The organism is Streptomyces sp. NPDC057486, assembly GCF_042802415.1.
In the GTDB taxonomy this organism is placed as follows: domain Bacteria; phylum Actinomycetota; class Actinomycetes; order Streptomycetales; family Streptomycetaceae; genus Streptomyces; species Streptomyces yanii.
The window spans coordinates 81,622-99,003 of sequence record NZ_JBHVEE010000005.1 but is presented as its reverse complement, the minus strand read 5'-3'; the positions used below and the strand labels follow the sequence as shown (position 1 = coordinate 99,003).

20 protein-coding genes and 1 pseudogene are annotated in these 17,382 nt (G+C 68.6%); 7 read left to right on the top strand and 14 right to left on the bottom strand.

The annotated features are described in order from the left end of the window. The first annotated feature begins 126 nt into the window (after window positions 1–126). The 3 genes and pseudogenes from ACFU6I_RS04700 to ACFU6I_RS04690 all read left to right on the top strand — a co-directional run bounded on the left by ACFU6I_RS04700 (window position 127) and on the right by ACFU6I_RS04690 (window position 1,243). Window positions 127–936: a serine/threonine protein kinase gene (locus ACFU6I_RS04700; RefSeq protein ID WP_384361517.1), complete on the top strand. Its 810-nt coding sequence runs from the start codon at window positions 127–129 to the stop codon at window positions 934–936. Then, window positions 863–1,105: pseudogene (locus tag ACFU6I_RS04695) on the top strand (VOC family protein); the annotation flags it as partial. The gene ACFU6I_RS04700 and the pseudogene ACFU6I_RS04695, both read left to right, overlap by 74 nt. Before the next feature lie 9 nt (window positions 1,106–1,114). After that, complete coding sequence (locus tag ACFU6I_RS04690) at window positions 1,115–1,243, top strand: hypothetical protein (protein WP_384361631.1); 129 nt, start codon at window positions 1,115–1,117, stop codon at window positions 1,241–1,243. A gap of 34 nt (window positions 1,244–1,277) precedes the next feature. On the opposite strand, the gene ACFU6I_RS04685 is transcribed toward ACFU6I_RS04690, so the two are convergent. From ACFU6I_RS04685 to ACFU6I_RS04650, 8 genes are all read right to left on the bottom strand, one after another. Beyond that, entirely contained in the window at window positions 1,278–1,508 is a 231-nt protein-coding gene (locus tag ACFU6I_RS04685) for a DUF6296 family protein (RefSeq protein WP_384361514.1), read from the bottom strand. Between the two features lie 172 nt (window positions 1,509–1,680). Next, window positions 1,681–1,812, bottom strand: coding sequence for a hypothetical protein (locus ACFU6I_RS04680; protein WP_384361511.1), 132 nt, complete (start codon window positions 1,810–1,812; stop codon window positions 1,681–1,683). A gap of 17 nt (window positions 1,813–1,829) precedes the next feature. Continuing rightward, window positions 1,830–2,819, bottom strand: coding sequence for a D-cysteine desulfhydrase family protein (locus ACFU6I_RS04675; protein WP_384361508.1), 990 nt, complete (start codon window positions 2,817–2,819; stop codon window positions 1,830–1,832). Between the two features lie 298 nt (window positions 2,820–3,117). Beyond that, window positions 3,118–3,627, bottom strand: coding sequence for a DUF664 domain-containing protein (locus ACFU6I_RS04670; RefSeq protein WP_384361506.1), 510 nt, complete (start codon window positions 3,625–3,627; stop codon window positions 3,118–3,120). Between the two features lie 84 nt (window positions 3,628–3,711). Beyond that, window positions 3,712–4,176, bottom strand: coding sequence for a hypothetical protein (locus ACFU6I_RS04665; protein ID WP_384361504.1), 465 nt, complete (start codon window positions 4,174–4,176; stop codon window positions 3,712–3,714). A gap of 345 nt (window positions 4,177–4,521) precedes the next feature. Beyond that, window positions 4,522–5,565: an ABC transporter substrate-binding protein gene (locus ACFU6I_RS04660; protein ID WP_384361501.1), complete on the bottom strand. Its 1,044-nt coding sequence runs from the start codon at window positions 5,563–5,565 to the stop codon at window positions 4,522–4,524. A gap of 52 nt (window positions 5,566–5,617) precedes the next feature. Continuing rightward, window positions 5,618–6,481: an ABC transporter permease gene (locus ACFU6I_RS04655; protein ID WP_384361499.1), complete on the bottom strand. Its 864-nt coding sequence runs from the start codon at window positions 6,479–6,481 to the stop codon at window positions 5,618–5,620. Next, window positions 6,471–7,286, bottom strand: coding sequence for an ABC transporter ATP-binding protein (locus ACFU6I_RS04650; protein WP_037693453.1), 816 nt, complete (start codon window positions 7,284–7,286; stop codon window positions 6,471–6,473). Before ACFU6I_RS04650 ends, ACFU6I_RS04655 begins: the two co-directional genes overlap by 11 nt. 217 nt (window positions 7,287–7,503) lie before the next feature. Here ACFU6I_RS04650 and ACFU6I_RS04645 point away from each other — a divergent pair, with 217 nt between their 5' ends. Next, a complete protein-coding gene (locus ACFU6I_RS04645) occupies window positions 7,504–9,102 on the top strand; it encodes an ATP-binding protein (RefSeq protein WP_384361496.1) in 1,599 nt (532 codons plus the stop codon). Then, complete coding sequence (locus ACFU6I_RS04640) at window positions 9,099–9,797, top strand: response regulator (protein ID WP_384361494.1); 699 nt, start codon at window positions 9,099–9,101, stop codon at window positions 9,795–9,797. Before ACFU6I_RS04645 ends, ACFU6I_RS04640 begins: the two co-directional genes overlap by 4 nt. 134 nt (window positions 9,798–9,931) lie before the next feature. Here the strand turns inward: ACFU6I_RS04640 and ACFU6I_RS04635 are convergent, their stop codons facing one another. From ACFU6I_RS04635 to ACFU6I_RS04610, 6 genes are read right to left on the bottom strand one after another with little or no spacing between them, the layout of a single operon-like run. Next, window positions 9,932–10,696 carry an ABC transporter ATP-binding protein gene (locus ACFU6I_RS04635; RefSeq protein ID WP_384361492.1) on the bottom strand — a complete coding sequence of 255 codons (765 nt, stop codon included), beginning with the start codon at window positions 10,694–10,696 and terminating at the stop codon, window positions 9,932–9,934. Then, the gene (locus ACFU6I_RS04630; protein WP_384361489.1) at window positions 10,696–11,493 is read right to left on the bottom strand and encodes an ATP-binding cassette domain-containing protein; all 798 of its coding nucleotides are present in this window, start codon (window positions 11,491–11,493) and stop codon (window positions 10,696–10,698) included. The genes ACFU6I_RS04635 and ACFU6I_RS04630 overlap by 1 nt, the downstream gene beginning before the upstream one ends. Continuing rightward, window positions 11,490–12,329 carry an ABC transporter permease gene (locus tag ACFU6I_RS04625; RefSeq protein WP_384361486.1) on the bottom strand — a complete coding sequence of 280 codons (840 nt, stop codon included), beginning with the start codon at window positions 12,327–12,329 and terminating at the stop codon, window positions 11,490–11,492. Before ACFU6I_RS04625 ends, ACFU6I_RS04630 begins: the two co-directional genes overlap by 4 nt. Continuing rightward, on the bottom strand, window positions 12,326–13,291 hold the full coding sequence (locus ACFU6I_RS04620; protein ID WP_384361483.1) for an ABC transporter permease: 966 nt from the start codon (window positions 13,289–13,291) through the stop codon (window positions 12,326–12,328). The genes ACFU6I_RS04625 and ACFU6I_RS04620 overlap by 4 nt, the downstream gene beginning before the upstream one ends. After that, window positions 13,291–14,811, bottom strand: coding sequence for an ABC transporter substrate-binding protein (locus ACFU6I_RS04615; RefSeq protein ID WP_384361480.1), 1,521 nt, complete (start codon window positions 14,809–14,811; stop codon window positions 13,291–13,293). The genes ACFU6I_RS04620 and ACFU6I_RS04615 overlap by 1 nt, the downstream gene beginning before the upstream one ends. 46 nt (window positions 14,812–14,857) lie before the next feature. Continuing rightward, window positions 14,858–15,595 carry a DUF1684 domain-containing protein gene (locus ACFU6I_RS04610; RefSeq protein WP_345510780.1) on the bottom strand — a complete coding sequence of 246 codons (738 nt, stop codon included), beginning with the start codon at window positions 15,593–15,595 and terminating at the stop codon, window positions 14,858–14,860. A gap of 738 nt (window positions 15,596–16,333) precedes the next feature. Between ACFU6I_RS04610 and ACFU6I_RS04605 the strand changes: the two genes are divergently transcribed. Both ACFU6I_RS04605 and ACFU6I_RS04600 read left to right on the top strand, forming a co-directional pair. Continuing rightward, window positions 16,334–16,633: a hypothetical protein gene (locus ACFU6I_RS04605; RefSeq protein ID WP_384361477.1), complete on the top strand. Its 300-nt coding sequence runs from the start codon at window positions 16,334–16,336 to the stop codon at window positions 16,631–16,633. Window positions 16,634–16,847: 214 nt separating this feature from the next. Beyond that, the gene (locus ACFU6I_RS04600; protein WP_384361474.1) at window positions 16,848–17,282 is read left to right on the top strand and encodes a CBS domain-containing protein; all 435 of its coding nucleotides are present in this window, start codon (window positions 16,848–16,850) and stop codon (window positions 17,280–17,282) included. The last annotated feature ends 100 nt before the right edge of the window (window positions 17,283–17,382 follow it).

Sequence of the window (17,382 nt, the reverse complement as noted above, 5' to 3'; positions counted from 1 at the left end):
CGATGGTGCGCCCATCGTCCAGGGCTGTCACCCGGCCGCCTCGCGCGGGTCGGGCACGGGCGCGAGGGTACCGACAGTCCTCGGACGCTCTGCGGACGACCGACGGGCGAGGGCATCATGCTGTCCATGACCTCGCACCCGTTGCTGGAGAAAACCGAGTTGTCCGCCCTGGAGCCGTATCTGGACCGTGTGGGGAAGGTCTTCACCGCGTTTCGCGAACAGGACTCGGGGTGTGTGTCCTACGGCGTACGGCTTGAGGACGGTGAGCGGTGGTTCGTCAAGGCGGCGGTCACGGAAACCGGCCGGCGGTCGCTCGACCGCGGGTGGGCCTTCCACCGGGCGGTACGCCACCCGGCGATCGTCCCGCAGCTCCACCGGATCACTGTGGGTGACAGGTGCGCGGTGGTGATGCCGTGGCATGAGGGCGAGGTGCTGTACGCGAGGCGCAATCGCTCCAGCCCCGACCGCGCCATCGCACGCTTCCGGGCGCTGCCGGTCACCCGGGTGCTCCACGCGTTCGAGCAGGTCCTGAGCGCTCATCTCGCCGTGGAGGACGCCGGTCAGGTGGCGGTCGACTTCTACGACGGTGCGTTGCTGTACGACTTCGCCCGGGACACGGTGCGCCTGATCGACCTCGACGAGTACCGGCCCGGCCCCTTTGTGCTGGCCGACGACCGGCTGCCGGGGTCACGGCGGTTCATGGCGCCCGAGGAATCCGTGCGGGGGGCACTCATCGACACGCGGACGACGGTGTTCACCCTGGGCCGTGCGGCTCGGCTTCTCCTGGACTCCGGGGACGATGAGCGGGCGTGGCGGGGCAGTCCGGCACAGCTGGCGGTGCTCGCGCGGGCCACCCGTAGGGATCCCGCAGAGCGGTTCGCGACGGTGCACCGGTTCGCCGCCGAATGGCGGACGGCACCCCATCCTGTGTCCTGAACCGGACGCCGATGAGTTTTCGGCGCTGAATGGGGCGCTATGGGCATACACACCCTTTCGGCAAGGAGACAGCGACGACCAGGAGGAAGTGGGCCACTACGGGAGCAGGCTCCGCGAAGGCTGCGAGGAAGGTCCTTGCGGGTGGCTCAACGACAGGTACGGCGTGTCATGGCAGGTCGTGCCGATCGTGCTCATCGACTGGATCGGCGACCCTGATCCCGTGAAGGCGAGCCGAGCCGCCGAAGCGATGATGACGATGAAGACGCTCGACATCGATGCACTTCAGAAGGTCCACGCCGGGGTTTGAGGGTCCACCGGGCGGTCGAGGCGTCGGGGTCTCCTCAGTGCTCGGTGACCGCGCGGGCCTGCGGTGATCCGAACACCTGGTGTCCGCCGCTGGCCAGCATGCGTACCTCACCGAGCTCGCTGATCTCCGCGCGGACGATTCCCGTCTCGTCCTCGTAGATGGGATAGCCGCCGGCCCCCTCTTTCGCGGTGCGCCGAACGATCACCGTGTCGTCCTCGACAGCGGACGCCTGAAATACCAGCTCATAACTTTCCGGGCAATCCATGGGTGGCTCCGGACCAGAATCGGCGGCTGCGAATGTCCTGCCTGCGTCTTCCATTGTCGCCCACAGCAGGGCGCCGTGCCTCAGGGCGACTCCGTCGTGGTCGAGAGTCGGCCTGCCGCCGAGACCTGGGGTGCCTCACCGCCGGTGGAGGACCGGACCGCTGATCGCCGGCTCAGGGTGCGGTGGCTCGCACCGCGATCACGGCGGCCCGGATCCCCGCGTCGTGCCGGACAGGCAGCACCGCGGAGTGCGCCTCGGTGGCAGGGGGCGGCCACATGCGCTGGATCCGGGCGGTGGTGGCCACCGCGGCAAGCCCGCCGTCTACGGTCGTGAAACGGTCAACGCCGCCTCCGCTTGCGCGAGCGTCGCCCGGTGACCGAAGAGTCCGGGCAGACCGCCGGAGTGCAGGAAGACGGTCCGCTGCCCGGGCAGCACGTCCCCGTCCTCGATCGCCGCGATCAGACCGGCCATCGCGCGTCCGGTGTAGATCGGGTCGAGCACGATGCCTTCGGTGCGGGCTGTCAGTGTCAGGGCGGCCATGGACTGCTCCGTCAGAGCGCCGTAGCCGTCGCCGACCTGGTCGAGCCGCATTCTCAGGCTGTCCGGCGCGCAGTCCGTACCGGACAGTCCGGAGACCAACGCGGACACGGTCCCGGCCGGGTCGGTGACGGCGCCGCAATGGACACCGATCACGCGGGCGGCGCCCAGTGGATCGACGAGGCCGGCCATCGTGCCACCCGAACCGACCGCTACGACGACGGTCTCCAGGTCGCGGGCCTGGGCGAGGAGTTCACGTCCGCACTCGACGTATCCGCGCGCGCCCAGCACGCTGGAACCGCCGAAGGGGATGACCGCCGGGACACCGCCCTGCCGTCGCAGCCCGGCGGCAACCTGCTGCGCGGTCGCGTCGAGTGCCCGGTCGCCGACGTCACCGGCCCATACGACCGTGGCGCCGAACAGACCGTCGAGTGCCAGGTTTCCGGATTCCGATGCCCCTGGTGCTCCCGCGAGTACGAGTACGACGTCGAGCCCCAGCCTGGCGCCGGCAGCGGCGGTCAAACGAGCGTGGTTGCTCTGTGGCGCACCCGTGGTCACCAGGACCGTGGCACCGTCGGCCAGGGCCGCGCCGCACGTCCACTCCAGCTTGCGTACCTTGTTGCCACCGCCACCGAGACCCGTGAGGTCGTCTCGTTTGATCCACAGGTCGTCCGCGCCGAGGCCGAGCGCACGGGCGAGCCGTGGCATCGGCTCGAGCGGGGTCGGCCACGTCCCGAACACGGCTCGCTGCGGTATGAAACTGTCCGGGGTCATGGCCACCGTCCTGCGTTCTGTGCCGTCGAATGTGTGCTCTGATCATGATGCCCGTCGCGGGGCTGCCCGCGCCTCACTGCAATGCGCGGGTCAGCACCCGGGTGAGCAGCCCTTCGAGCGAACGGCGGAGTGTCGCGGTGAAGCCGAGCCGCATGGATGCCGGGGCAGGGTCGGCTTCATGGGCGGTCGGCGCCGCGGGGGGCGGCTGCGCGTGTGGCCCTGCCGCACCCGCCACCATGGAGGTCGGCCGGGCGCACGGTCCAGGTCACCCGGGCAGCCGTCCCGTCCGTGTCCGGCTCTACCGCCGCTCGAGCGAGCCCCGGACGAATGCGGCCTGGCCGGCATGCTGCAGGTCGTCCGCGATGACGCTGATCAGCCGGACGCCGAGGGTGACCGGCGGCGACCAGGCCTCATCGACGATGCGGTCCAGGGACCTGGCGTCGAGCCCACGGATGAATTCGACGCTCCGCTCGTGGACCGCGTCGTGGTAACCGAGCAGCAGATCGGCCGAATCCACCTTCACGGACGCGACCTGTTTGCTGCTGTGCCCGTACCCGGTGGCTCCCCGCTCGAAAGGCAGGTCGAACCGGGAGGCCCAGTCCTGGGAGATCCAGACCTGCTCCACACCGAACGCGTCCGAGACATGGTCGTCCTGAATCCGGGTGAGGTGCCACACCAGCCATGTGATCGAGTTGGCGCCCTCGTCGAGCCGCACGTGCAGATCGTCGACGGACAGCCCCTCGACCGCCGAGTGCACCGATTCCTGGACTCGTGTGAACGCATCCGTCAAAAGGTCCGCGCTTTTCATGCGACCACCATCGCCGCTCCCCCACCCGGGCCCGGCCATCGACACGCCTCGACGAGCACCGCCGGTCCGGCGTCGGTCGTCCGGTCAGTGCCGTCCGCACCGGCGCCGCCGGCGCCGGGTCGTACACCCGCCTCCCCAGCGTGAATTCGCGCCCAGGAAGCCGATCCCGATGCCCAGCATCCAGGAGTCCTTGGCCAGCGGTACGCCGTTCTGCGTGGGTCGCAGGCTGCCGGACTCCCGCATTCCGGGGACCCGGAGGTACAGGCCGACCAGCCCGCCGGAGAACCCGGTCAGGGCGAGCCCGGCCAGTGGGGTCGAAACGAAGGGAGCGAGCAGTGTTCCGCCGACCGCGATCTCCGACCAGGCGAGCAGCCGGGTAAAGCGCCGTGCATCCAGCTTCTTCAGGAATGGATAGGCCACACAGGCCATGCCGTGCACGCCCGCGGCCGTCTCCTCGTCCGCTTTCAGTTTGCTCAACCCTGAGTTCAGGATGAACGCGCCGGTGGCAAGGCGCGGGGCCACATCGCGTGTTTCAACTTTCATGATCATGGGAGCCTCCGTCGATCAGCTACTCGGCCCCTCGTCGACCATAGCCAGAAGGCGGCACCGGCGCCTCACGGTGAGGTCCTCCCCCTCGGTGCCGGATCGCGCATGCCGCCGCTGCCCGGGCGCCCGCCGGTGCCGCACGGCCGCGTACCGCGCCTTCCGCCGTGCGCAGGAAAGCGGAGCCCCCGGGAGAACGACGTGTTCGCCGAGGCGAGTCGTTCGGGTCCGGGAGCTCCGCCAACCAGGGGGTACGTCATTTCGGGCCGTCGCGTGAGCCGGAGGCGCCTGCGCACCGGGACTTTGCGGCGAAGCCGCACGCCGGTGCGCAGCCGCGATCGACGCGTGCGGTCAGCCCGCGTTCTTGACGAACTCGGTGGTGTACGTCTTGTCGAGGTCGACCTTGGCGTTCTTCAGGTTCGGGTTGAAGGACTTCAGAACGCGCTCGACGGTGGCGGGGCCGTCCGCGGGCATGACGCCGTCCGTGGTGAACATGGGCAGCGTGCTCTTGATGGCCTGCGCGTAGAGAGCCGTGCCGCCGCCCTGCGCGTAGTCGGCGGGCATCTTGGCCGCGATTTCGTCGGCGCTGTGCGTCGACATCCACTTCAGCGTCTTGACGAAGGCGTTGGCCAGCTTCTGGACGGTTTCCTTGTGGCTGTTGACCCATTCGGTCTGCATGTAGAGGCTGGAGGAGGGGTAGAGCCCGCCGAGCGCCTGCTTGGAGCCTTCCGGGGTGCGCATGTCGATGAGGATCTTGCCGAGCTTCTTGTCCAGGATGGTGGCGACGGTCGGATCGGTGGTCATACCGCCCTGGATGGAGCCTTGCTGGAGGGCGGAGATGAAGGTCTGCCCCGCTCCCACCGCGACGGGTGAGAACTGATCCGTCTGGACACCGCTGCTGACGGCGAGGTACTTCGTCAGGAAGTCGGTCGAGGAGCCGATGCCCGTCACTCCGAGCTTCTTGCCCTTGAAGTCCTTCGCCGACTTGATCTCGCCCGCTGCCTGGTTGGAGACGATCTCGACTTCGCCGGGAGCCTGTGAGAACTGGACGACCGACTCGACCTGCTTGCCCTTCACCTGAAGGTCGAGGGTGTGGTCGTAGAAGCCGACGGTGCCCTGCACATCACCGGAGACCAGGGCCGTCTCGGCCTGGACGCCCGCGGGCTCGGTCAGAAGCTGGACCGACACCCCTTCGTCCTTGAAGTAGCCCAGGCGCTCGGTGAGCATCGCGGGCAGGTAGATGACCTTGTCGAGGCCGCCGACCATGATCTTGACCTTGACGTTCTTGTCGCCGGAGGCGGAGGTGGAGGTGGAGTTGTCGCCGCATGCGGTCAGCGTGGTCAGGGCGAGTGCGCCGGCGACGGCGGCGGCCGAGATCCGGGGGAATGTACGCAACTGGTTCACGTCCTTGTGAAGAAGCAATGGGATGTTCGGATGGCGTGCGGCGTCAGCGTGCGGAACCGGCGTCGGCAGGCTTCCAGCGGAAGAGCCGCTTCTCGAGGAAGGTCAACAGCCCCTCGGCCAGCAGCGCGACGATCGCGAGGATGACCATGGCGGCATAGACGCCGGCCGCGTTGAAGGTGCCCTGGGAAGCGGCGACCAGCAGCCCGAGACCCTTGGTGGCGCCGATGTACTCGCCGACGATGGCGCCGATGAGCGCGAAGCCGAAGCTCACGTGCAGGCTGGTGAAGATCCACGACGTGGCCGAGGGGATGACCACCTGGAAGGTGACCTGGCGGTTGCTGGCCCCCAGGATGCGGGAGTTGGCGACGAGGTTGCGGTCGACCTCCCTGGCGCCCTGGAAGGCGTTGAAGAAGACGGGGAAGAACACGAGGACGACCGCGGAGGCCACCTTCGAGGCGGGGCCGAGGCCGAACCAGATCAGAAAGATCGGGGCGAGCACGATGCGCGGCAGGGCATTGAGCACCTTGATGTACGGGCCCAGGACATCTGCGGCGAAGCGGATCCGGCCCAGCGCGATACCGAGCAGCACACCGGCGATCACACCGATGACCCAGCCGAGCAGCGCTTCGTAGAGCGTGTACCAGATCTGCTCCCACAGGGAGCCCTGGGCGGTGCCGTCGACGACCCAGGTGTGGATCTGGTCCCAGATCTTCGACGGCATGGAGAAGTTGAACGGGTCGATGACCGCGGTCCGGGCCAGCCACTCCCACAGCCCGATGACCGCGAGGAGCAGTGCGATCCGGCTGCCGAGCACCAGGAACCTGCGGTTGCGGCTGGCCCGCGCTCTGGCCTGGGTCCGCTCCGTCTTGGTCACGGCGGCGCTCGCGGTGATGGTTTCAGGCGACATGGAGAGCACCCCTCTCGCGGGTGATGCGAACCTCTTCGCCGAGCGAGGACCAGATCTCCCGGTAGATCTCGAGGAACCGGGGCTCCAGGCGCACCTGTTCGACCTTGCGCGGGCGGGGCAGGTCTATCTCGAAGACCTCCTTGACGGTGGCCGGTCCCGCAGTCATGACCACGACTTTGTCGGCCAGCGCTATGGACTCCTCCAGGTCATGGGTGACGAAGACGACGGAGGCGCCGGTCCCGGCCCACAACTCCAGCAGTTCGTCCGACATCAGGGCCCGGGTCTGCACATCGAGTGCGGAGAAGGGCTCGTCCATGAGCAGGATCTCGGGATCATTGACGAACGTGGCCGCCAGGGCGACACGCTTGCGCTGACCGCCGGACAACTGGTGGGGATAGCGGTCCTCGAAGGAGGACAGGCCGACCCGGGCGAGCCACTCCCGGGCGCGTTCCTTCGCCTCGGGCTTCGGCACGCCCCGGAAGCGGGGACCTGCCATCACGTTGGAGAGCACGGTGCGCCAGGGGAAGACCGCATCCTGCTGGAAGACGAAGCCGACCTTGTCGCCGATGCCGCGCACCGGCTCACCGGCCACCAGCACCTCGCCCTCGGTGGGCTCCTCCAGGCCGCTGACCAGGGTCAGCGTGGTCGACTTGCCGCATCCGGTCGGTCCCACCACGGCAACGAATTCACCGCGCCCAATGGTGAGGTCCAGATCTCGTACGGCGGTGTGGAGCGCCCCCGACGGAGTCCGGAACGCTTTGCTCGCGCCCCGCAGCTCGATGGCGGGGCTCGTTTCGCTGTTCATGAGGCGGGACGCTAGGTGCGCCCCGAGCGCGGCGGCACCCTTGCGCTCACAACTCCCGCTTCTGCCCATAACCTGCGGTTCTGCTCGTTCTGCTCACGCTCGCAGAACGAAAGCGCAACGAGGGCTAGTCAGAGGCGGCGGCGACGTTTACGTTGCGTTCACACAAGGCAAAACGGATCTTCGGGTTCCAGGCTGGCGGAAGGCAGAGGGCGAACACATGCGGATTCACTGGCCCCGCCGTGTCTTCGCGCAGGTCCTGCTCACTCAGGTGGCCATCACGACCGGGGTGGTCATGCTCGTCACCGGACTCCTCCTCGCCCCGCTCAGCCACCAGCTGGACGACCAGGCGATGCGTCAGGCCCTGTCCATCGCCCAGACCACTGCCGCCGAACCCGGACTGGTGCTCCACCTGACGAGCACCGAGCCCAGCCCCAGCGGTCCGGTGCAGGCCGAGGCGGAGCGGATCCGGCGGGCCACCGGTGCGCTCTACATCGTGGTCATGGACACCCGCGGGGTCCGCTGGTCACACACCGACACCCGACAGATCGGCAAGCACGTCTCCACCGATCCCAGCACGGCCCTGGCCGGCCGGGAGATCATGCAGATCGACGACGGAACCCTGGGCCGCTCCGCGCGCGCGAAGGTCCCCCTCCGCGACAGGAGCGGGACCATCGTCGGTGCCGTCTCGGTGGGCATTGCCTACGACAGCGTCCACGAGCGGCTGCTCGGAACCATTCCCGGACTTCTGCTCTACGCGGGGGCTGCGCTCGCCGCGGGTGTGCTGGCTGCCCTGGCCGTCTCGCGACGCCTGCAGCGCAGCACGCACGGACTGGCCTTCGGTGACATCTCGGCGCTGCTGGACGAGCGCGAGGCCATGCTGCACAGCATCCGCGAAGCGGTTCTCGCCGTCGATGCCCGGGGGCGGATCCGTCTGCTGAACGACGAGGCGCAGCGCCTGCTGGAGCTGAGCCAGGACGCCGTCGGACGCGTGCTGGGTGAGGTGCTGCCCCCGGGCCGTACGGCAGAGGTGCTGGCCGGGCAGGTCGACGGCGCGGACCTGCTCACCGTCTGCAGGGGACGCGTGCTGATCGCCAACCGCATGCCGACCGGTGACGGCGGCGCGGTGGTCACCCTGCGCGATCGCACCGAATTGGAGCTGCTCGGCCGCGAACTGGACTCCACGCACGGCCTTCTCGACGCGCTCCGCGCCCAGGACCACGAGCATGCCAACCGGCTCCACACCCTGCTCGGGCTGCTGGAACTCGGGAGGCACGACGCGGCGATGGAGTTCGTCGCGGAGGTGGCCCATGGGCACCGGGCATCGGCGGAGCAGGTCGCGGAACGCGTCAATGACCCTCTGCTGTCTTCGCTGCTGGTGGGCAAGTCGGCCATCGCCGCGGAGCGGGGCGCGTCGTTGCGCATCTCCCCCAGCACCCTGCTCCCCGACGTGGTGGTGGACCCGCGCGATCTGGTGACCGTGCTGGGCAACCTGATCGACAACGCACTGGACGTCGCTTCGCTCATCGAAGTGGAGCTCTTCGCGGAGGGCACCACAGCGGTCCTGCGGGTCAGCGACAACGGTCCTGGTGTAGCGCCCGATCTGCGCGAAAGGATTTTCACCGAGGGCTGGTCCACCAAGGAGTCCCCCTCGCATCGGGGCCGTGGGCTCGGCCTGGCACTGGTACGCCGGCTCGCGGAGCGTTACGGCGGCGTGGCCCGCGTCAGTGCCAGGGCCGGCGGTGGCGCGGTCTTCACCGTCGTCCTGCCCGAGACACTCGCCGTCCGGCAGCTGACCGAAGTGGGAGAGTTTCAATGATCGACGTCCTCGTGGTGGACGACGACTTCCGTGTGGCCGAGATCAACGCGGCGTACGTGGCCAAGGTGCCCGGCTTCCGCGTCGTCTCTCGCGCGCACACCGCCGCGCAGGCACTCTCCGTGCTGGAGCGCGAACATATCGACCTCATACTGCTCGATCACTATCTTCCGGACGAGACGGGACTGACGCTCGTACGGCGGCTTCGCCAACGCGGCCACACGGCAGACGTGATCATGGTGACGGCCGCTCGGGATGTCACGACTGTGCAGACCGCCATGCGCTACGGCGCCCTCCAGTACCTGGTCAAGCCGTTCAACTTCGGCGGTCTGCGGTCCAAGCTGGAGAGCTACGCCGCCCTGCGCCGCACTCTGGAAGGTGTGGGCAGCGGCCGGGGCGAGGCCGGGCAGGAGCAGGTCGACCAGATCTTCGGGGCACTTCGCACTCCGCAGGCCGTTGCGGCGGCGGGCCTGCCCAAGGGGCACTCCGCGCCCACCGCCGACGTCATCCGCCACGTCCTGTCGGCAGCCGACGAACCGCTGTCGGCACACGAGGTCGCCGTCCGCGCCGGATTGAGCCGCTCCACGGCCCAGCGATACCTCAAGTATCTGGAGAGCGCGGGTCGCATCAGCCTCAGTCTCAAGTACGGCGACACCGGCCGACCGGAACACCGCTACGCGTGGGCGGGGGCGAGCTGAGGACCGTGAGGTGCTGAGGCGTCCGGCACAGCACCATCAGCGGTGCTCGGGGCGGCTGCGGTGCCGGCGGAGATCACGCCGGCCGCTACCGGTCGGCCGAGGCGGTACCGGAGCCCCGTGACCGAGCCCGCCGGTCACGCGGGCAGGCGCGGCACGCTGTCGACCAGGCGACGTGTGTACGGGTGCGCGGGAGCGCCCAGCACCTGTCCGGTTTCGCCCTGTTCGACGATGTGGCCGCTTTCCAGGACGGCGGTGCGTTCGCACAGCGAGGCCACCACCGACAGGTCGTGGGAGACCATGACGAGAGTCAGACCCTGCTCCTGCTTCAACTCGTTCAGCAGGTCGACGACTTTGACGCGGGTCGTGACGTCGAGTGCGCTGACGGGTTCGTCGGCGAGCAGCACCCGCGGGTCGCACACGGTCGCGCGGGCAATCGCGATGCGCTGGCGCTGGCCGCCGGAGAACTCGTGCGGATAGCGCTCGGCGGCGTCGGCCGGGAGTCCGACCCGTTCCAGGGCTTCAGCCACCTTGGGCGCGGCCGTGCTCCGGCTGTCGATACCGAGGGAACGCAGTGGTTCGGACACGATGCTGCCGACGCGGCGACGCGGGTCCAGCGACGAGTACGGATCCTGGAAGACACACTGCACGCTGCGCCGGAAACGCCGCATCTGCTCGCGGTCGCGCGGTTTCAGCTCGGCGCCGTCGAACCGGACGGTGCCGGAGGTTGCCCGGGCGAGCCCGAGCAGCAGCCGCAGCAGAGTCGTCTTGCCCGCTCCCGATTCGCCGACGAGGGCGAGGCTGTGCCCGGTCTCGACGGTGAAGGAGATGTCCTCGACGACGGGCGCGGTGTGTCCGCGGTAGGCGAAGGAGACTCCGTCCAGCTCCAGTACGGGCGTCATCACGCGTTCCTCAGGTCAAGAGCCGATTCCAGCTGCCGCGCGCTCGACACCAGCGCCTTGGTGTACTCCTCACGCGGCTCCCGCACGATCGTGCGGACGTCGCCCTCCTCCACGGCGCGGCCGTCCTTCATCACCACGACGCGATCGGTCACCTTCGAGACGACCGCGAGGTCGTGGCTGACGAAGAGGACTGCCATCTCCCGTTCCCGTACGAGGGTGTCGAGCAGGTCGAGCATGTCGGACTGCACGGTGACGTCGAGCGCGGTGGTCGGCTCGTCCGCGATGAGCAGCTTCGGGTCGCATGCCAGTGCCATGGCGAGCGCGACGCGCTGCCGCTGCCCACCGGAGATTTCGTGCGGGAAGGCGCGCGCGATCCGGTCGGGCTGGGGCAGCCTCACCTGCTCCAGCGCGTCCACGACAGCCCGCTTCAGCTCGGCGCCCCTCAGCCCTCGCCTTCTGCCCAGCGGTTCGGCGATCTGCCTGCCGACACGCATCAGCGGATCGAGTGCGGTGAGCGGCTCCTGGAAGACGATGGCGGCGTCCCGGCCGCGTACGCCCGTGAGCTGCTTCTCGCTCGCGCCCACGATCTGGGTGCCGGCGAGTTCCACGCCGCCGCTGGCCGTCATGCCGTCGGGCAGCAGGCCGAGCACGGCGAGGGTGGTCAGCGACTTCCCGGAGCCCGACTCTCCGATGAGGCCGAGTCGTTCGCCGGGAGCGATGGTCAGCGAGAGGCCGTCGACGAGCGTGCGCCCGTCTGCCGTACGGATCCCGAGGTCGCGCACGTCGAGGATGTTCATGCGCGCCTCCGTCGGGCCGCCGGGTCGAGGGTGTCGCGCAGACCGTCGGCGATGAGGTTCACGCCGATGACGAGCAGGACGAGCAGGATGCCGGGGGCGAGCGCGCCGGCCGGGGCGGTGGTGAAGGTGGCCTGCGCCTCCTGGAGCATGCGGCCCCACGACGCGTTGGGCGGCGGCGCTCCCAGACCCAGGTAGGAGAGACCGGCCTCGGCCAGCACCGCGAGTCCGAACTGGAGGGCCAGGTTCACCACGAGCGTCGGCCAGATGTTGGGCAGCACATGCCCGGCCACGATTCGCGGCCACGAGGTGCCGGACGTGCGCGCGGCCGTGATGTAGTCCTGTGCCAGGACCCGCTTGACCAGGATCCGCACGAGCCGTCCCACGACCGCGCTCTGCGCGAGGCCGATCGCCAGCACGGCCGACCCCAGTGTGGCCGAGTGGGCGGCGACGATGAGCATCGCCAGCAGCAACGTCGGGAAGGCGATCAGGATGTCGAGGAACGCGGAGAGCGTGTCGTCCAGCCAGCCCTGGGCGAACGCGGCCAGCACCCCCAGCGTGACGCCGACCGCGGCCGCGATGAGGACGGAGCCCAGGCCGGCCTCGAAGGCGACGCGGGAGCCGGTCATCAGCTGGGTGAACAGATCACGGCCGAGCTTGTCGGTGCCCAGCAGATGTCCCGCGCCGGGGCCCGTGAGCCGTCCGCCGGACGTGTCGTCGGCGGCGTACGGGACCCAGAGGGCCGAGACCAGCGCCAGCAGAGCGATCAGGCCGGCCAGTACGCATCCGACGCTCAAGGTGTACGAGCGCTTCGTCGACCGCTTCGTCGACCGCTTCATCGAGCACCTCCCGAGAGCCTGCCCCGCAGCCGCGGATCGATGATCCGCTGCACGAAGTCGGCCGCGAAGCCGATGATCAGCACCGCGAGCGTCGAGACGAACAGCACGCCTTGGATCACCGGATAGTCGTGCTGCGCGATGCCGGTCGCGAGCAGGGAGCCGAGGCCGGGAAGCGCGTAGACCGACTCCACGACCACCGCGCCCAGCAGCGTGGACGCCAGCTCGATGCCGAGGATCGAGATCACCGGTACCGAGGCGTTGCGCAGCCCGTGCCGCCACATGGCCCGCCCGAACGACGAGCCCAGGGCTCGCGCGGTGCGCAGATAGTCGCTGTCCAGCACGTCGAGCGTGGCCGACCTGACGTAGCGGATCAGTGAGGCGCTCATCACGAGCGCGATGGTGATGACGGGCAGGGCGAGCGAGCGGACCGCCTCGACCGGCTGCGACCAGCCGTCCGGCGGGAAGCCACCTGCGGGGAGCCAGCCGGCGTTCAGCGCGAAGACGGCGATGAGGATCATCCCGAGCCAGAACACGGGTACGGCGATGCCCAGTTGGGAGACTCCGCTGAGCAGCGCGCCGTACCAGGTCCGGCGCCGGTACGCGGCGACGAAGCCGACCGGGACGGCGATGAGGACCGCCAGGACGAACGCCGTGAGCGTGAGCGGAACGGTGACGTTCAGCCGCGAACCGACCTCGGGCGCGACCGGCAGCGAGCTGACGAACGACGTACCGAGGTCACCGCTCGCCAACTGCCCGATCCAGTGGACGAACTGTTCGGGCAGCGGCTTGTCGGAGCCGATGGAGTGCCGCGCCGCCGCTATCTGCTCGGGGCCGGCGCCCACCGAGGTGAGCGCGTTGGCGGGGTCACCCGGCAGCAACCGCAGCAGCACGAACAGGACCACGCTCGCGAGCGCCAGCGACACCAGCAGGAAGGCGAGACGGCGCAGGAGATACCGCGCCATCAGCCCTTCTCGATGTCGTAGGCGAAGAACTGCGAGTTGAGGCCGTTGACCGGGTATCCCGAGACCTTGCTGCTCGCCACGACGATCTGCGGGTACAGGTACAGCCAGTCGCTGGCCGCGTCCTCGGCGGTCCTGCGGTTGACCTTCTTCAGCAGCTCGGTCTGCTCAGCCGTGCCGGAGGCCTGCTCGGCCTGCTCGACCCACTGCGTGACCTGCTTGTTGTCGTAGCCCCAGTAGAAGTCGGGGTTGCCGTACCAGACCAGGTCACGGTCGTTGACGTGTTCCTGGAGCGTGGCCGTGAAGTCGTGGTTCTTGTAGACCTTCGTGTACCACTCGTCCGGCGTGATCGTGTTGATCTTGACGGTGATGCCGACCTTGGCGAGCTGCGACTTGATGAAGGTCGCCGCGGTCGGGTGCGGGTCGTAGTTCGGGGTGTCGAGGGTGAAGGTGAATCCGTTCTGGTACCCGGCCTCGGCGAGCAGCTTCTTGGCGCGCGCCGTGTCGTAGCCGTTGACCTTGGTGAGGTCCTCGTACCAGGGGTCGGTGGGCGGCACCATCGAGCCGATGAGCTTGCCGTAGCCACCCCAGACCGACTCCAGCAGCTTCTTGTCGTCGATGGCCGCGGAGACGGCCTGGCGGACCTTGACGTCCGTGAACGGCTTGGCCTTGTCGTTGAACGCGAGCAGCAGCTTGGTCGTCGAGTTGCCGTCGTTGACCTTGTAGTTCTGGTTGTTCTTGAACTGGTCGAGGGCGTCGGGCGACTGCTCGCTCGTGACGACGTCCACGGCGTTGGTCAGGAGCGCGTTGTTGAGAGCGGTCGCTTCCTTGTAGTAGTGGAAGACGACCTGCTTGTTCCTGGCCGCGTCACCCCAGTAGTCGGCGAACCGGTCGAGGCTGAGAGCGGAGCCGCGGGTCCACTTGTTCAGCTTGTACGGGCCGGTGCCGTCCTCGCTCGTCTTGAGGCTCTTCGCGTCGGAGTTGATGATCCACACGTAGGAGAGGTTGTAGACGAAGGAGATCGACTTCTTCGACAGCCGGACCTTCACCGTGCGCGCGTCCGGTGTCTCGATGGACTTGATGACCTCGAGATTGCTCTTGCGCGCGGACTGCGAGTCCTTGGCGATCACCTTCTCCAGGCTGTACTTGACGTCCTGGCTGGTGAGCTCCTTGCCGCTGTGGAACTTCACGCCGTTGCGCAGGGTGAAGGTGTACGTGAGTCCGTCGCCACTGACCTTGTAGTCCTGGGCGAGCAGGTTCTCGACCTTGCCGTCGTCGGTGAGCTTGAACAACCCTTCGTACACATTGCCGTTGAGCGCCTCGGTGACGCCCTGACCGCCGCCGGCGGTGTTGTCGAGATTCTGCGGCTCGTAGAGCGAACCGATGTTGACCGTGGCGTTCTTGTCGTACGCCCCTCCGGCGGCGCCCCCGCCGCCGTTGGAGCCCCCGCCGCAGGCGGTGAGGGTCAGGGCGAGGGCAGCGGCGGTGGCGCCGCCGTACAGGGAGGTCTTCTTGATGCTCATGAGGAGTACGCGCTTTCGTGCTGCGATGCGGGAGTGCGGGGGTCGGTCAGTGCTGCGCGGGGAAGCCGTCGCGGAAGACGGGGCGCTTCTCGCCGGCCTCGACGGGCAGGTGGAAACGGTTCTGCCGCGGCGGCATCGGACAGTTGTACTGGTCGGAGAATCCGCAGGGCGGCACGAAGGCGCGGTTGAAGTCGAGAAGGACGCGGCCCTCGCCGATGTGGGTGACGAAGAGGAAGCGCCCGGCGCCGTACGTGGTGTCGCCGTTGGTGGGGTCGCCGAAGACGAGCAGCAGGGTCCCGTCGTCGTCGAAGGCGCTCAGCGTGTAGTCCCGGCCGTCCAGGGTGAGCACGATGTCTCCCGGCACGGCGAGGTCACGGGTACCACCGTTGTCCCGGATGTGCTCGAACCCCACCCGCCGGGCACCGGGCACCGGGGTGTACGAGGCCTCCAGCACCCAGGCCGGGTCGTACGGGAAGACGTCGGTGCGCTCGAAGTTCTGGATCGCGGGCGACTGCGCGTCCCAGAAGCGCAGGCCGTGCTCGGGGTCGCCGGTGACGAAGTCGGTGCGCTCGACTGTGGTGACGGTCACAGTCTCCGGCTGTCCGGCACGGGCCGCATCGAGGTCGGGGCGCTCACCGGCAGGGGCCCAGCGGGTCTCGACGAGAGCGAGGTTCCCCGCGGGCGAAGTGACCGAGCGGCGCCGCTCGGCGCGCCATGCCTCCCAGTCCGCGGCGGGGTCGGTCGGCTGATCCGGGACGGCGGCGTGGGACACGGCTTTACTCATTCACGTAGACGATCGTTGGCTGCCACACGTCGAATGTCACACTGTGTGAGGTTCAGCCCAAAGGACCTTCTTTATCTTCCATAAGGCGAACTAATGTCAAGTTGGACTACATAGTGAGACCGGGCCAGGAGGCGCAGGTCAGGCCCGGCCGTCGGCAGGCGGGCATCGAACCCGCATCGCCGCCGATGCCACAGCCACCCTCCAAGCCGACCCGATCGTCAGCGCGCACACACCGAGGGTGACCGGAGCCTCGCCCTCGTCGGTGCCGAACGCACCGACCGCCCGCCGCCCCCTCCGCGTCCGCCTCGACCGGCCCCCTTCCTCCCCGCGGCGCACCCAGATGCGACGCCACCCCCCTCCGGCGTTCCCGCCGGTGCGGAACGCTCCATCACCTGACGCACCATCAGGACGCTTGCTGCGCAACCTTCCGGAGGCAGGAGAGGGGTTGGTGCGCACACCCCCCGTGCGGGTGGGTCGGGAGCACAGGCGCAGGGGTAAGGGCGCAACGAGACGCGGCCCCGGGCCCGGGAAGCACGCCCCTCCCGAGGGGCGTCGGGCATGCCGTCACTGCCGGTACAAAGTCGGGCATACATCTCGCACAGCACGAACCATCCCCGCACGGGTCAGTGGACGCGTGGCAGCGTGCTCCGGCATGCGGCGTGCGGCCTGCCGGAGCACGCTGGATCTGAGGCTGCTTGTCCTCCCGACCGGCAGCCGGCCAGGAAAGGGGTGGCAGCCATGTTCGCGAGGCTGAGCACCTATCAGGGTTCACCCGTTCCTGCGGAGGGAGACCTGACCGCGAACTGGGAAGCGATTCTCGCGCAGATCCGGGAAGTTTCCGGCTTCCGGGGCGTGTACTACCTCGTCAACCGGGCCTCCGGGAAGGCCGCGTCCCTGACTCTGTGGGACGACGAGCAGGCCATGCAGGCCAGCGAGGACCGGGCCACCCGGCTCCGCGAGGAAGTCGCCCACAGGGAAGGCCAACGGGTTGTCTCGGTCGAGCGCTTCGAGGTGGGATTCGGCCACGTGGAGCCGTAGCGGCCGGCGGTCCGGATGTCGACCGCGCCGCACAGCCGCCGGGCCGGCACTCACGGGCGACGGCACGTGAAGGGTTGCACGAGCGCCTGGATCCGCGCCCGGTCGCGGCCGATTCGGGATCCGCTACTTCGCCGTCGCATCCGGGGAGCGACGCTGAGCCATTCGTGTTGTGATCGATGACGGAGGGGCAACGCTGTCGAGGACGGAGGAAATCATGGCTGCCAAGCTGCTAGCGCGAGACATCATGTCCAGTGGCGTGCAGTGCGTCGGTGCGCACCAGTCACTGTTGGACGTGGCGAAAATGATGCGCGATCTCAACGTCGGTTGCCTGCCCATCTGCGGCGACAACAACAGGCTCACCGGCTTGATCACCGACCGCGACATCGTCATCACGTGCTGCGCCGAGGGCGTCGACCCGGCGACCGTGCAGGCCGGGTCCCTCAGTGCCAAGGTCCACTGGATCGATGCCGCAGCGGATGCCTCCGAGGTTCTGACGACCATGGAGGAACATCAGATCAAGCGGCTGCCGGTGATCGACGTCCAGAGCGGCCACCGCCTGGTCGGCATGATCACGGAGGCCAATCTCGCGAAGAACCTGCGCGACGAACAGATCGCCGAGTTCGCGAGCCGCGTGTACGCGACCGCTTAGACCTCCGGCCGGTCCGCACACGGAGGCGATTCGCCGAACTTCGGAAGGAGATACCCCGAGGGTATTTCCCCAAGGTGCGCGTCCGCTCCGACGCATCGAG